Genomic DNA, 14677 nt, shown 5'->3' with positions numbered 1-14677 from the left:
CTGCACTCGGTCGTCCTGATCTCGGTCGACCGCGCGAGCACGCTGGCCACCCCTGCCAAGGAACGGCAGACTGTCCCGCCAGCATCGAGGATCCCGCCATGGACTGCCAACCCACACCCACCCTGCGCACTGCGCGCCTGTTGCTCACGCCAATCGAGCTGGCCGACGCCGAAGATATCCAGCGCCTTTTCCCGCACTGGGAAGTGGTGCGCTACCTCGACCGCCGCGTGCCCTGGCCCTACCCGGCCGACGGCGCGCTGACCTATGTGCGCGATGTGGTACTGCCGGCCATGGCCCGCGGCGAGGAATGGCACTGGATGATCCGCCTCGCCGGTGAGCCGGACGAAGCCATCGGTAACATCTCGCTGTTCGATCAACCTGGCAATCACCGCGGCTTCTGGCTGGGGCCCGCCTGGCAGGGGCGCGGCTACATGAGCGAGGCCTGCGAGGCGGTCAGCCGCTTCTGGTTCCAAACGCTGGGCCGCCCACTGATGCAGGTGCCCAAGGCCGTCCCCAATGAAGGTTCGCGGCGTGTCTCCGAACGCGAAGGCATGCGCCTGGTGGGCCGCGACGAAGGTCATTTCGTCAGCGGCGTGCTGCCACGGGAAACCTGGGAGCTGACGCGGGACGAGTGGCTGGCACGCCATGCAGACGACTGAGCAAGCCTGGCAGGGAGAGCTGTGGCTCGGCGCGGACTTCTGCCTCGTCGCCGGCACTACTGGCCACGCACGCAGCCACGCCCACTACGCCCACCAGTTGCTGATGGCCCGCGAAGGCGAGGTGAACGCGCTGATCGATGGGCAGCTGCAGCAAGCTGCGCTGCTGGTGATCGCTTCCAACCAGCGCCACGCGATCCTCGATAGCAACCAGCGCGCCGTCACCCTGTTCGCCGAGCCGCTGGCGTTCGAGCTGGCCGATCTCGAGCGGCTTTGCCGGCAGGTCGGACCGGACTTGGAAAGGCTCGCCTCAGGTCTGCGCGAACTGCCACGCCGACAGCTCGACCCGCGCCTGGAGAAAACCCTGCAACGCATCCGCGCACTGGACGACGGCGCCCTGCCCGCCCAGGCGCTGGCCGCGGAAGCCTCGCTCTCGCTGAGCCAGCTGGAACGGCTGTTCAGTGGCACGCTGGGCTTGTCGGTACGCCGTCTGGTGCTCTGGCAACGGCTGCGCCAGGCACTGCGGCTGGCGATGGCTGGCGATAGCCTGACCAGCGCCGCCATCGCCGCGGGCTTTGCCGATTCCGCGCATTTCTCGCGGAGTGTGCGCAGGCAGTTCGGCATCCGCGCCGACCTGACGTTGCGCCAGTTGAGGCTGCGCTTACTCGACTAGCAGGCGGCGCAGCGCTACCGGTAACGGTGCCGGCGGGTACGCGGACTCAAAGCGATGGAACGGCTCGGCAAGCTGATCGACATACGCCAGCGGATAATCCGGCCGGTCACCAATCCCCAGGTCATCTTCCGCCAGCGCGTAGTTCGGCAGGTGCAGCGCGGTGCCCAACAGGCGATCCCAGAAGCTGAAGAACAGGGCGAAGTTCACATCCCCCACCGTGCCGTATTTCAGGTGGTGCAGACGATGCAGTGGCGCCCAGGCGAACAGGTAGCGCAGCGCGCCGATGCGCATGTCGACGTTGCTGTGCTGCAGCAGCAACTGGATGGCGATGGCGAACGCCAGCAGTGCTGCGATTTCCACGGGCATGCCCAGCAACAGCAGCGGCAGCGTACCGCCGAGCGCTTCCAGCATCTGGTGCAGCGGATGCTTCATCAGTCCGTTGAAGCCATACATGCGCGTGACGCTGTGGTGCACCGCATGCAGGCGCCACAACAGCGGCGAACGGTGGCTGGCGTAGTGCACCAGGGTAATTCCGAGGTCGGCGATCAGCAGCGCCGCCAGCAGTTGCAGCGCCAGCGGCCAATCGCTTGGCCACAACCCGAAATGCGGTAGCCACAGGGCCAGCAGAGGAATCGCGGCAATGCCCAGCGCGTTCAGCGTCTCGTTGACCAGCGCATGGATCAGGTCGCGGGCGCCATCGCCGTGGCTCTCGTTCCAGCCCTCTCGATAGGGCCAGAATCGCTCGGCAAGAAAGGCCAGCAGGATCGCCAGTGGCAGCAACGCCGGCAGGCACAACAGCGATACGCCTTCACCGACCAGATACAGGGCGAGGCCGATGAAGCCGAAGAAGAACGCGGGGGCGTAGAGGTGTCGCATGGGGCAGCTCCAGTGCAGGAAGAGCCGCCAGTGTTCCCGCAGCGCCGTCAGTCAGGCTTGAACAATCCGCGCATTCGGCCGCGACATCGAACGCAGATTTCCGTACCCACTCGGGCAGCATCAGCGACTCTTTGAAATCACCCCGACCATGTACTGGTTCAGATCGCGCAGGTCATCGATGCTCCAGGCGTGCGGCGGTATTTTCACGCCGTTCTCGCGCAGGGTCCGGGGGATCAGACTGCCGTTGGGGCGCAGCACCACCGAAGAGACGATGACGCCCGGATAATCATTCAGCCGCTTCTTGAACGCGGGCGTCGTGAGGTCGGGCGTGGGCGGGTTGCTCTTGCGGGCCAGCGGCCCGGTCGCCCTGATGTCCGCGCCGTGGCAAACGGCGCAGCGCTGGGTAAAGAGGTTCTTGCCGTTGAGATTATCCGCGAGGGCTGGCGCTATCTGCGCGAGCGACAGAAATCCGGTCAAACCCATGAACAATGCTTTCACTTGCCTGCTTCCTTGCCATACGAATTAGTCCTGAATCACTCAGCGTCGCCAGGCGCAGCCCAGCGCGCTGAGCGCCAGTATCGCAGCCGCGCCCGCATAGGCCCAGAGCGCCGGCACCTGCGGCAGCAGCGCACCGGCCAGGATCGGCCCGAGCCCCGCGCCGATGTCGCGCCAAACCGCATTGCCCGCCAGCGCCTGGATGCGCGCCTGCGGGTTGCGCTGCGCCACCAGCGTGACCACCAGCGGCAGCTGCAACGCGCGCAGCACCAGCACGAAGAAGGCACCGACGAACAGCCAGTAGCTGCCGAACATCAGCAGCGCCAGCGAGGTGGCCAGCGACAGCACGACCAGCATGCGCAGCGCGCCGAAGCGGTCGGCCAGGCGCCCACCGAAGGGGCTGAAGAGCATCTCGCTGAGATACCGCACCGCCATCAGCACGCCCGCCACCAGCACGCCGGTGCCGCCCAAGTGGGTCTGCGCATAGAGCGACAGGCCGAAGATGAACAGACCGTCCAGGGTCACGCCTTCGATGAACGACCAGGTGGAGATGCTGTCGGGCAGGCGCAGCCGGCGGCCGCTGTTCGTGGGAATGTCGTGCGGCTTGTCAGGCAGCGCGCGGGCACGCCAGAGGCCGCACAGGGCGCTGACGCAGAGGACGAAGAAAACGCTGCGCGGGCCCAGCGCCTGGGCCATCAGCGCGCCCAGCGGGAGAAACAGCATCGGCCCGATGGACAGGGTCGCCCGCGAGCGCCCGGCGCGGCGCGCGGCACCCTGCGCCTCGGCGGTGGCGAGGGTCTGGGTGCTGAGGTTGAACGTGGCGAAGCACAGGCCCCAGACCAGCCTCAGCACCAGCAGCGCGGCGAAGCCGGAAAGGGTTGCGTTGCCCAGCGCACAGGCCGCCGCCGCAAAGGCCGCGAGGCTGCACGCGGCGCGGTCGCCGTGGCGGCCGTAGAAGCGCACCACCCAGCTGTAGCCGACGATTCGCACCAGCCGGTTGGCCGCCAGCAGGATACCCGCTTCTACCAGAGTCACACCGAAATCGGCGGCGTACATCGGCAGCAGCAGGTACAGCAGTACGTCGCTGGGCAGGCACAGGCTGAGCACCTGGGCTGAGTTGCGCGAATCTCGGTCGGCTCGCTGCAGGGCAGGCGCGAAAGCGGACGACATGACAGCCTCGTGACTACGACGAAGGCCGCAGGATAACCCGCGCCCCGCCCCGCACGACAAGCCTTACGCCGGCGCTGGCAGCTGTGCTATTGCGCGAGCGAGCGCAGGAAGGAGGCGATCACCTGGCTGCTGCGGCGCTCGGCGAGGTAGTACAGGTAGGTCTCGGTGCACACCGGGTCGCCGCTGATGCGGATGGTCTTCAGGCGCGGGTCGTCGATGTACTCCGCCTCGGATACCACGCCGATGCCGATGCCACGGATCGCCGCCTCGCGCAGCGCCTCGCGGCTGCCAATCTCCATGGCGATGCGAGGTGTCACGTCGGCCTTGTCCAGCTCGCGCTCCAGCGCCACGCGGGTAGTCGAGCCCTGCTCGCGGCGCAGCAGCGGCTGGCCCTGCAAGGCTTGCAGGCGGACCTCGGTGTTGCGTGCAAACGGATGATCGACGTGAGCAAAGAGGATCACCGGGTGCCGCGCGTACAACTGCGCGACGAACGCCGGATCGTCATGCAGCCCGGCGAGCACGCCGACATCGGTAACGTAGTTCTCCAGGTCGGCGAGCACCGAGGCAGAGTTGCCGATGCGGATCGATACGTCGATCTGCGGGTAGTCGCGACGGTACAGGTCGACCATCTCGATCACATGGAACGGCCCCACCGCGCCGACCTTCAGCTGGCCGCGGTTGAGCTGGCCGGAATCGCGCAGCAGGTTGGTCGCCTCGGATTCAAGCATCGACATCTGCTGGGCGATGGGCAGCAGCGCTCGGCCCACGGCGGTCAGCTCGATGCGCCGGCCACGGCGGTGGAACAGCTCGACGTTGAATTCGCGCTCCAGGCCCTGGATCTGCGTGGTCGCGGTCGGCTGGCTGAGGCCGATGGCCCTGGCCCCGGCGCTGAAGCTGGCGTGGCGGGCCACGGCGAGGAAGGTGCGCAGGCGGGCGGTGGACATCCATAGCTCCTATCAATGGATTAGTGCTTTAACCCATATTGATTTGATGGCGTGACTGTCACATGACAGCCCTAGCTTTGGCGCTACCGAACACAACCTCCGGGTAACGCCATGACTTCGCTGACCAGACTGTTCCGCTTCGCCGTGCTGCCGCTCGTCTTCGCCTCCGCCCTGGCCTCCACTGCCCAGGCGCAGGACGCCCTCACCGTCGGCCTGATTCCCTCCGAGGACTCCCAGGCCATGATCAAGAGCAGTCAGCTGGTGCTCGACCAGTTGCAGGAACGCCTGGGGATGCCGGTGAAGCCCTTCGTCGCCACCGACTACAACGGGGTGATCGAAGCGCTGCGCGCCGGCAAGCTCGACGTCGCCTACCTCGGCCCGTTCTCCTACGTGCTGGCGCACCAGGTCGCCGGCGCCGACGCCTTCGCCGTGGCGGTGACCAAGAAGACCGGCACCAGCGCCTACCACAGCCTGATCATCGCCCGTCAGGACAGCGGTATCCGCAGCCTCGTCGACCTCAAGGGCCACACCTTCGCCTTCGTCGATCCCAGCTCGGCCTCCGGCCACCTGTTCCCCAAGGCCGGCCTCGAGCAGTCCGGCCATGACCCGAAGGCGCTGTTCTCGCGGGTGATCTTCTCCGGTTCCCACGACGCCAGCATCCTCGCCGTGGCGAACCGCAAGGTGGACGCCGCCGCCGTGGCCGACCGCATCCTCGCCGGCGCGATCAGCTCGGGGCAGGTCAAGCAGGACGATATCCAGGTGGTCTGGAAGTCCGACGACATCCCCGAATCGCCCATGGTCTGGCGCAAGGACCTCGACCCGGAACTGCAGCAGAAACTGGTCGCCGCGTTCGCCTCGATCAAGGACGTGCCGTGGGGCGACCAGGGCCTGCTCAATGGCTTCCAGCCCACCAACGACGCCGCCTACAACGTCGTGCGCGACACCGCCAAGGTGCTCGACCTCGACCTGCGGAGCCTGAAATGATCCGCGTCGCCCAGCTGACCAAGGGCTACGGCGACAACCCGGTGCTGCGCGGGATCGACCTGCGCATCGAGGCCGGCGAGTTCGTGGTGATCCTCGGTCAGTCCGGCGCCGGCAAGTCCACCCTGCTGCGCTGCATGAACCGCCTGGCCCAGGCCGACAGCGGCGAATTGCAGGTGGCTGGCGTCGACGCCATGCAGGCGCGCGATACCCGCGAACTGCGGCGGCGCGTGGCGATGATCTTCCAGCACCACAATGTGGTGCCGCGCCTGTCGGTATTGAAGAACGTGCTCACCGGGCGCCTGGGCTGCGTCGGCACCCTCGCCTCGGTGCTGCAGCTGTTCAGCCGCGACGACGTCGCACTGGCCCGCGAATGCCTGCACCGGGTCGAGCTGGAGCACAAGGCCGAGGCCCGCACCGACTCGCTCTCCGGCGGGCAGATGCAGCGCGTCGGTATCGCCCGCGCGCTGGCCCAGCGGCCGCAAGTGATCCTCGCCGATGAACCGGTGGCCAGCCTCGACCCGAAGACCGCGCAACTGGTCATGCACTACCTGCGCGAGGCCACCCGCAAACTGGGCATCACCGTGGTGTGCAACCTGCACCAAGTGGACCTGGCGCGGGAGTTCGGCGACCGCATCGTCGGCCTCGCCAATGGCCGCCTGGTCTTCGACGGCAACCGCGAACAACTGGATGCCGCGGCCCTGCGGCGCATCTACCAGCAACGTCCGAGCAGCGAGGCAACTGCCTACCAGGCGGCCGCCCGCGCGGTCTACGCCAGCGAAACAGGAGCCGGAGCATGAACCTGCGCAGCCACCAGTGGATGGTCGAGACGCCGCACACCAAACGCGGCTGGCTAACCACCGGCGCCGCCGTGCTGGCGGTGCTCTACCTGCTGCACTGGAGCGCCGAGGGCGCACAGCTGAGCTGGAGCGAACTGGCCAGCGGCCTGCCGCAGATCGGCGACTTCCTCAGCCGCTCGCTGCCGCCGGACCTGAGCATCCTGCCGAGCCTCTGGGGCCCGGCGCTGGAGACCCTGCAGATCGCCCTCTGGGGCACCCTGCTGGGCATCGTGCTGGCCGTGCCGCTGGGCTTTCTCGCCGCGCGCAACCTGCACGGCAACCGCTGGCTGTACCTCGCCACGCGGCAGCTGCTCAACGTGATTCGCAGCATCAACGAACTGATCCTCGCCCTGGTGTTCGTCTCCGCCGTGGGCCTTGGGCCCTTCCCCGGCGTGCTGGCCCTGGCGCTGCACGGCGTAGGCATGCTCGGCAAGTTCTTCGCCGAGAGCATCGAGGAGATCGACCAGGGCCCCATCGAGGCGCTGCAGGCCACCGGTGCGCGGCCGTTGCAGGTGATTGTCTTCGGCGTGCTGCCGCAGGTGATCACCGCGTGGATCGCGGTGGTGCTCTACCGCTTCGAGGTCAACCTGCGCTCGGCCACCGTGCTCGGCATGGTCGGTGCCGGCGGTCTGGGCTTCGAACTGGTCAGCAGCCTGAAGCTGTTCAAGTACCAGGAGACCGCCACCTGCATCGTCGTCATCACCATCATGGTGGTGCTTGCCGACCTGCTCTCCAACCGCCTGCGCCACGCCATCCAGGGTGACGGGCGGCACTGACCGCTCACGCCCCAACCCCCTTTCCTTCCGCCTCAACCTCCTGCCACGTGCGCCTTCCGGGCGCGCGCCGGGCAGGCGCACGCCCGGAGTTTGCCCAAGATGCCCGCACCCACCGTTATCGGTCTGGCCGATGCCCACCTGCGATCAATCGATTGGAACGAAACCGACGAGGCCCCGAGCATGGCCGCACGTTCAAACAACAACAAGGAACTGCCCATGCCTGCCCGATTCCATAATCCGGTCGCCACCATTTTCGGCGGCGGCAGCCTGGACCGCATCGCCGAACTGTGCGAAGGCAAGGTCGCCCTGGTGACCTTCCCCGAAGCCGCGCAACTGGGGCTGATCGACCGCGTCCGCAGCCTGCTCGGCGAACGCCTCGCCTACGTCATCGACGACGTACAGCCCAACCCCGACGTGGCCTGGCTGCGCGATGTGCACGAACGCTTCTGGCGTGAAGCAGCCGACTGCAGCACCGTCTTCGCCCTCGGCGGTGGCAGCGCCATCGACACCGCCAAGGCGTTGATCGTCGGCACCGCATCCGGGCACTTCGACGAACTGCTCGACCTGCTGGCCGCCGGCAAGCCCTTCACTCCGGCGCGCAGCAGGACACTGATCGCCGCACCGACCACCGCCGGCACCGGCAGCGAAGTCACGCCCTGGGCGACGATTTGGGACGCGCAGCAGCAGAAGAAGTATTCCCTGCACCTGGACTGCACCTGGCCCAAGGTCGCGCTGATCGACCCGGACCTGATGCTCAGCGTGCCCGCCGGGGTGACGGTTTCCACCGGGCTGGACGCGCTGTCCCACGCGCTGGAATCGATCTGGAACCACAACGCCAACCCGATCTCCGACACCTTCGCCATCTCCGCCATCGAGGACATCCTCGACTGCCTGCCACGCCTGCAGCAGGACCTCTCCAACCGCGAACTGCGCTCGCGCATGGCCCTGGCCGCGCTGAAAGCCGGCATGGCCTTCTCCAACACCAAGACCGCGCTGGCCCACTCCATCTCCTACGAGATGACCCTGCGCCATGGCCTGCCCCACGGCATCGCCTGCTCCTTCACCCTGCCACTGGTGCTGGGCCTGGCCTGGGGCCGCGACGCCGACCGCGACCGCACCCTGCAACGGGTGTTCGGCCACGACCTTGCCGGCGCGCAGAAGCGCCTGCGTGAATTCCTCCATCGCCTCGGGGTCAAGACCGAGTTCGGCGACTACGGCGTGACGGCTGCCGAAGCCGAAGCGATGATCGACTTCGCCATGCAGGGTGCCCGCGGACGCAACTTCATCGGCTCGCAGGCCGCCTGACGCCGCTCTTCACCGGGCGGCCCTGGCGGTCGCCTTTTCCTGTTGCACCGATAAAGAGTGCCGACGCGCCGAGCTTCCAGCCGGCGCAAGCGAACAAGAAGGAAAACTCCATGAACCGTGCCCAAACCCTCTCGGGTCCCGTCACTGCCGTCACCCCGTTCCGCGTCGCCCAGTGGCGCATGCTGCTGGCCGCGATGTTCTGCTACCTGTTCTTCTACACCGGTCGCCAGACCTTCGGCTTCGCCATCCCCGGCATCCAGGCCGAGTTCGGCCTGAGCAAGGAAACCCTCGGCTGGGCCTCCAGCGCCATGCTGTGGATGTACGCCATCGGCCAGGCCATCAACGGCAATCTCGCCGACAAGTTCGGCGGCCGGCGCATCATGAGCCTCGGCGCAGCGCTGTCCTGCGGGGCCAACTGGGTCACCAGCTTCGCCGGCGGCTTCGTCAGCCTGGTGCTGCCCTGGGGCATCAACGGCTACTTCCAGGCCCTGGGCTGGGCGCCGGGCAGCCGCCTGCTGTCGAACTGGTGGAGCGCCGCCGAGCGCGGCAAGGTCTACGGCTTCTATGTGTTCGCCGCCGGCTGCGCGTCGGTGCTGTCCTACGTCACTTCGGTGGTAGTGATCGACGTGATGCACCTGGAGTGGCGCTGGATCTTCCGCCTGCCGGTGCTGCTGATGCTCGCTGGCGGCATCGTGTTCTACCTGGTGGCCCGAGAACGCCCGCAGGACATGGGCTTCGAGCCGCTGGCCGATACCGGCGTGGCGAATGCCGAGGACCGTTCCAGCGAAGCCGCCCACGGCGAGGAAGAAACCTCGACGCAACGTTATCTCGCCGTGCTGAAAAACCCACGCCTGCTGGTGGCAGCGCTGTCGCTGGGCTTCCAGAACGCCGCGCGCTACGGGCTGATCGTCTGGGTGCCGGTGCACTTCCTCGGCGCCGACTGGCAGAAGGGCCAGAGCTTCATCGACCCGAAATGGATCACCATCGCCCTGCCGGTCGGCATGGCCGTCGGCGCACTGAGCAACGGCTGGGTCTCCGACCGCCTGTTCGGCAGCAAGCGCTACCGCGCGATCATGCTCTACATGGTGCTGGGCGCCCTCACCAGCCTGTGGATGTGGAGCCTGCCGGCACACAGCGGCGTCGGCCTGCTAGCGCTGTTCCTCTGCGGCTTCTTCGTCTACGGCCCGGCGTCGAGCTTCTGGGCGCTCTGCCCGGACCTGGTCGGCGCGCGCCGCGCCGGTACCGCCACCGGGATCATGAACTTCTCCTCCTACCTCTTTGCGGGTCTGGCCGAACCCCTGATAGGTCGCATGCTGGATACAACCGGCAATACTTCCCTGATCTTCATCGTGGTCACCACGGCCTGCGTGTGTAGCGCGGTGGTGGCCCTGTTCGTCCGGCGCTGAGGGCACGGCCATGCGGCAAACCCTCGCGCCAGGCGTTCCCAATAAAAAGAGAAGCCATGTATCAGTACCACAAGTGGTTGCGCTCCTTTCATGCCGTGGCTCGCACCGGCAGCTTCACCCAGGCGGCGGCGCTGCTGAGCGTCGGCCAGCCGACCATCAGCGAGCAGGTCAGCGGCCTGGAGAAGCGCTTTTCGGTGGAGCTGTTCCACCGGCGCGGCCGCTTCATCGAGCTGAGCCCGGCCGGGGAGCAGCTCTACGCCATCACCCAGGGCCTGTTCGGCCAGGAGGACGAAGCCTTGCAATTGCTGCAGAGCTTCCAGCAGCGCAAGCAGGGCATGTTGCGCATCGGCGCGGTGTCGCCGCCGATCGCCATGAGCCTGACCTACTCGCTGATGCAGCGTTACCCGCACATCGATCTGGAGACCTCCTTCACCAGCGAGGCCGGCACCCTGGAGCGGCTGTACAACTTCGACATCGACGTGGCGATCCTCGCTCTCTCCGAGTTCGATCAGCGCCTGAGCACTCAGCTGTACCGCACCTGCCCGATCCTCGCGGTGGTACGCGACGACCACCCCTGGGCGCAGCAGGAAACCGTCAGCGTGCAGGAGATCGCCAGGGAGCGCGTGGTATTGCGCGAGCCGGCCTCGCGTACTCGCCAACTGGTCGAGGAAGGCTGCCGCCGGCACGGCGTGAAGCTGGACTGCGCAATGCAGCTGAACAGCCGCGAGGCCATCGTCCATGCGGTGGTGCACGGCATCGGCGTGGGCTTTGTCTCCTCGGTGGAATACGCCGACCGACCGGGCACGCGCTCCATCGCCTTCGCCGAGGACCCGTTCCACATCAGCTACTTCCTGTGCTGCCTGGGCATCCGCCGCAAGCGGCCGATCATCGCCGAGCTGTTCGACTCCACGGCCTGATCCTCACCCCTAACAACCCCTGACACCGCGAGCCTGCCCTCATGCCGGGCGGGCCGAACTCAGCCTCAAGAATCCCCTCACAGGAGCACCACCATGCATTACCAGCAACCCAAGCAACTGCAAGCCGCCATCCTCGACTGGGCCGGCACCGTGGTCGACTTCGGCTCCTTCGCGCCGACGCAGATCTTCGTCGAGGCCTTCGCCGAGTTCGGCGTCCAGGTCAGCCTGGAAGAAGCTCGCGGCCCGATGGGCATGGGCAAGTGGGATCACATCCGCACCCTGTGCGACCTCCCCGCCATCGGCGAACGCTACCGCGCCGCCTTCGGCCACCTGCCTACCGACGACGATGTCACCGCCATCTACGAGCGCTTCATGCCGCTGCAGATCGAGAAGATCGCCGAACACTCGGCGCTGATTCCCGGCGCGTTGGACGCCATCGCCGCACTGCGCAAGCAAGGGCTGAAGATCGGTTCCTGCTCCGGCTACCCGGCTGTCGTCATGGAAAAAGTGGTCGCCCTGGCCAAGACCAACGGCTACGCCGCCGACCACGTGGTGGCGACGGATGAAGTGCCTAACGGCCGCCCGCACCCAGCCCAAGCGCTGGCCAACGTGATCGCCCTGGGGATCAACGACGTAGCGGCCTGCGTGAAGGTCGACGACACCTGGCCGGGCATTCTCGAAGGCCGCAGCGCTGGCATGTGGACTGTGGCGCTGACCTGCTCGGGTAACGCCCTGGGCCTGACCTATGAGCAGTACAAGGCGCTGCCGGCCCAGAAGCTGGAGCAGGAGCGCCAGCGCATCGGCCAGATGTTCGAAGGCTCACGCCCGCACTACCTGATCGACACCATCGCCGAATTGCCGGCAGTGATCGTCGATATCAATGCACGCCTGGCGCGGGGAGAGATGCCGCAAAGCTGCTGATCTTTGGGATTAGCCATGAAAGCCCGCCTTGTGCGGGCTTTTTGCGCTCGAGGTGGATGCTCTCAAATGCCGAAAACCTTCGCCAAACTCCCCTGTAGCAGCGCCCTCGTGCCCCGTCCGGCCCCACCGCGGAAAGTGCAAACTGATATCACCGCAATGGCACTTCAGACCGTTCGTCAGAGCTTGGTAAAAATTCGGAACAAATTTTCCGTCTTTCATCTCGAACCGTCGGAACTGTCATATCCGCGTTACACATCCGAAAGCGGTGTATCAGCGGATTTACAGCGATTTGAACAGATTCACGGTCGGACTCAGGACCAGTCGTCATAATTCGACGAGCTTTTGCAAGATATTTCACAAGGATGCGAAATGGCTTTTCTCTCTTGCCCTAGAGAGCTGCCGGTGGATGCCGGCCCTGCTCCACGAGCCCCATGGATGGGCATCGATCTTCCCCTGCGCAGTGCGCTGCGCTTGGCCATCCTGGCCATGAGTGCCTGCAGCGGCGTCGCCCTCGCCGCCGATCCGTTACCCGCCCAGCAACTGCTGCAGCAGCAGGAACGCGACCGCGCGCTGCGCGAGCAGCTGGAACCGTCGCCGGACGTGCGCCTGAAGCTGCCGCCCAGCGGGCTGGAAGCCAATCGACTGGCGAAGGACGAAGCGCCTTGCTTCCCCATCCGCAAGATCACCCTGGTCGGCGACTCGGCCGAGCGCTTCCAGTGGGCACTGCGCGCCGCCGACCCGAAGGATGACCCGGCTACTGGCCAGTGCCTGGGCGCCAACGGCATCAACCTGACGATGAAGCGCATCCAGAACGCGATCATCGAGCGCGGCTTCGTCACTTCCCGCGTGCTGGCGCAGCCACAGGACCTCAAGAGCGGCACCCTGGAACTGACCCTGGTGCCCGGGCGCATTCGCTCGATCCGCTTTACCGAAGGCACCTCGCACCGCGCCAACGCCTGGAACACCGTACCGGCCAAACCCGGCGACCTGCTCAACCTGCGCGACATCGAACAGGCGCTGGAGAACTTCAAGCGGGTACCCACCGCCGATGCCGATATCCAGATCACCGCGGCCGAGGGCCCCGGCGCACAGCCCGGCGAGAGCGACCTGGTGATCGCCTGGCGGCAGAAATTCCCGATCCGCTTCAGCCTCTCGGTCGACGATTCGGGCACCGACGAGACAGGCAAGTACCTGGGCACCACGTCGGTGTCCTTCGACAATTTCCTGACCCTGAGCGATCTCTTCTACTTCAGCTACAACCACGACCTGGGCGGCGGCGATTCCGGCGATCGCGGCTCGCGCGGCCACACCCTGCACTACTCGGTGCCCTTCGGCTACTGGCTGCTCGGGGTGACCTCCAGCGAGTACGACTACCACCAGACCATCTCCGGGGCGAACCAAGACTACAGCTACAGCGGCGAGAGCAAGAACGACGAGATCACCCTCACCCGCATGCTCTACCGCGACGCCGTGCGCAAGACCACCGCCAGCCTCGGCGGCTGGAGCCGGCGCTCGAAAAACTGGATCGACGACACCGAGATCGAGATCCAGCGTCGGCGAATGGCCGGGTGGTCGTTCGGCCTGACGCACACCGAATTCATCGGTGCCTCCACCCTCTACCTGAGCACCGGCTACCGTCGCGGCACCGGCGCCCGCAACGCCATGGCGGCGCCGGAGGAGCCCTTCGACGAAGGCACCTCGCGCTCCAAGATCATCACCGCCGAAGCCCAGCTCAGCGTGCCCTTCGCCCTGGGCGACCAGCGCCTGCGCTACAGCAGCTCCTGGCGCGCGCAATGGAACCGCACGCCGCTGGTGCCCCAGGACCGTTTCACCATCGGCGGGCGCTACAGCGTGCGTGGCTTCGACGGCGAACAGATCCTCTCCGCCGACCGTGGCTGGCTGACCCGCAACGACCTGGGCCTGGCGCTGGGCCAGACCGGCCAGGAAGCCTACGTGGGCGTGGACTACGGCGAAGTCGGCGGGCAGTCGAGCAAGTACCTGATCGGCACACACCTGGCCGGTTACGTGCTGGGCCTGCGCGGCGGCTATCGCGGCGTCTCCTACGACGTCTTCGTCGGCCAGCCGATCAGCAAGCCCAGCGGCTTCGATACCGCCAATACCACCGGCGGTTTCAACCTGACCTGGTCCTTCTGAGGAGGCGCCATGCATATCGACGGATTCGACATCACCGCGCCGGGCTTCCTCGACGAGCCCTGGAGCGAGGCCGAGGTGCTCGGCTCGGCGGTCTGGCTGTGGCTGCACTCGGCGTCCCACCGCGACATCCCGCTGCACGCGCTCAATGCCCTGCTGCTGCCGGCGATCAGCCATCGCCAGTTCATCCTCGGGCGACAGAACGGCCGGCCGGTGTTCTACGTCGCCTTCAGCAACCTCAGTCTGGAAGCCGAGGCGCGCTACCTGAGCCAACCGGCGATCTGCATGCCGGCCGCCGACTGGAACAGCGGCGAGCGCATCTGGTTCAACGACTGGGTGGCGCCGTTCGGCCACTCCGTACCGGTGTCGCGCGTCCTGCAGCGGCACTTCTTCGCCAACCGCTGCGGCCGGGCGCTGTACCACCGTGGCGAACAACGCGGCCTGAGGATCAAGAAGTTCCAGGGTGTCGCGGTCATGCCCGCCGAAGCGCGCGCATGGTTCTCCGACCACCCGCTGGCCATCCAGCTCTGAGCGCACCCCGCGGCCTGCGCCCTGAACCGACAAAGG

Annotated in this window: 15 protein-coding genes; 11 read left to right on the top strand and 4 right to left on the bottom strand. The window is 66.7% G+C overall.

All coding sequences use genetic code 11. The features are described from left to right. Nucleotides 1–98: 98 nt before the first annotated feature. On the top strand, nucleotides 99–659 hold the full coding sequence (locus tag ACIPK7_RS17815; RefSeq protein WP_401089244.1) for a GNAT family N-acetyltransferase: 561 nt from the start codon (nucleotides 99–101) through the stop codon (nucleotides 657–659). After that, nucleotides 646–1329 (top strand): helix-turn-helix transcriptional regulator, encoded by a 684-nt coding sequence (locus ACIPK7_RS17810; RefSeq protein WP_401089242.1) that lies wholly within the window; start codon nucleotides 646–648, stop codon nucleotides 1327–1329. Before ACIPK7_RS17815 ends, ACIPK7_RS17810 begins: the two co-directional genes overlap by 14 nt. Here ACIPK7_RS17810 and ACIPK7_RS17805 read toward each other — a convergent pair. The 4 genes from ACIPK7_RS17805 to ACIPK7_RS17790 form a co-directional block, all read right to left on the bottom strand. Then, nucleotides 1318–2205, bottom strand: a complete 888-nt coding sequence (locus ACIPK7_RS17805; RefSeq protein ID WP_401089240.1) for a sterol desaturase family protein — start codon at nucleotides 2203–2205, stop codon at nucleotides 1318–1320. The two genes, ACIPK7_RS17810 and ACIPK7_RS17805, sit on opposite strands and share 12 nt — an antisense overlap. 120 nt (nucleotides 2206–2325) lie before the next feature. After that, nucleotides 2326–2688, bottom strand: a complete 363-nt coding sequence (locus ACIPK7_RS17800; protein ID WP_401089386.1) for a c-type cytochrome — start codon at nucleotides 2686–2688, stop codon at nucleotides 2326–2328. Between the two features lie 54 nt (nucleotides 2689–2742). After that, nucleotides 2743–3870, bottom strand: a complete 1128-nt coding sequence (locus tag ACIPK7_RS17795; RefSeq protein ID WP_401089238.1) for an MFS transporter — start codon at nucleotides 3868–3870, stop codon at nucleotides 2743–2745. A gap of 86 nt (nucleotides 3871–3956) precedes the next feature. Then, entirely contained in the window at nucleotides 3957–4814 is an 858-nt protein-coding gene (locus tag ACIPK7_RS17790) for a LysR substrate-binding domain-containing protein (RefSeq protein ID WP_401089236.1), read from the bottom strand. A gap of 111 nt (nucleotides 4815–4925) precedes the next feature. On the opposite strand from ACIPK7_RS17790, the gene phnD reads away from it, so the two are divergent. The 9 genes from phnD (at nucleotide 4926) to ACIPK7_RS17745 (ending at nucleotide 14641) form a co-directional block, all read left to right on the top strand. Next, nucleotides 4926–5798: a phosphonate ABC transporter substrate-binding protein gene (gene phnD / locus ACIPK7_RS17785; protein WP_401089234.1), complete on the top strand. Its 873-nt coding sequence runs from the start codon at nucleotides 4926–4928 to the stop codon at nucleotides 5796–5798. Then, on the top strand, nucleotides 5795–6595 hold the full coding sequence (phnC, locus tag ACIPK7_RS17780; protein ID WP_401089232.1) for a phosphonate ABC transporter ATP-binding protein: 801 nt from the start codon (nucleotides 5795–5797) through the stop codon (nucleotides 6593–6595). Before phnD ends, phnC begins: the two co-directional genes overlap by 4 nt. Next, entirely contained in the window at nucleotides 6592–7410 is an 819-nt protein-coding gene (phnE, locus tag ACIPK7_RS17775; RefSeq protein WP_192432977.1) for a phosphonate ABC transporter, permease protein PhnE, read from the top strand. The genes phnC and phnE overlap by 4 nt, the downstream gene beginning before the upstream one ends. Before the next feature lie 216 nt (nucleotides 7411–7626). Continuing rightward, a complete protein-coding gene (gene psrA, locus ACIPK7_RS17770) occupies nucleotides 7627–8715 on the top strand; it encodes an iron-containing alcohol dehydrogenase PsrA (RefSeq protein WP_192432976.1) in 1089 nt (362 codons plus the stop codon). A gap of 110 nt (nucleotides 8716–8825) precedes the next feature. Next, a complete protein-coding gene (locus ACIPK7_RS17765; protein WP_401089230.1) occupies nucleotides 8826–10121 on the top strand; it encodes an MFS transporter in 1296 nt (431 codons plus the stop codon). Between the two features lie 56 nt (nucleotides 10122–10177). Further along, a complete protein-coding gene (locus ACIPK7_RS17760) occupies nucleotides 10178–11038 on the top strand; it encodes a LysR substrate-binding domain-containing protein (protein ID WP_401089227.1) in 861 nt (286 codons plus the stop codon). Between the two features lie 93 nt (nucleotides 11039–11131). Then, complete coding sequence (phnX, locus tag ACIPK7_RS17755) at nucleotides 11132–11959, top strand: phosphonoacetaldehyde hydrolase (RefSeq protein WP_401089226.1); 828 nt, start codon at nucleotides 11132–11134, stop codon at nucleotides 11957–11959. A gap of 435 nt (nucleotides 11960–12394) precedes the next feature. After that, nucleotides 12395–14113 (top strand): ShlB/FhaC/HecB family hemolysin secretion/activation protein, encoded by a 1719-nt coding sequence (locus tag ACIPK7_RS17750; protein WP_401089224.1) that lies wholly within the window; start codon nucleotides 12395–12397, stop codon nucleotides 14111–14113. 9 nt (nucleotides 14114–14122) lie between these two features. Continuing rightward, a complete protein-coding gene (locus ACIPK7_RS17745) occupies nucleotides 14123–14641 on the top strand; it encodes a toxin-activating lysine-acyltransferase (protein ID WP_401089222.1) in 519 nt (172 codons plus the stop codon). Nucleotides 14642–14677: the final 36 nt, after the last annotated feature.

Origin of the sequence: Pseudomonas sp. NPDC086581, assembly GCF_044746165.1 — a bacterium.
Taxonomy (GTDB): Bacteria; Pseudomonadota; Gammaproteobacteria; order Pseudomonadales; family Pseudomonadaceae; genus Pseudomonas.
This window is presented reverse-complemented; position numbering and strand designations above follow the sequence as displayed.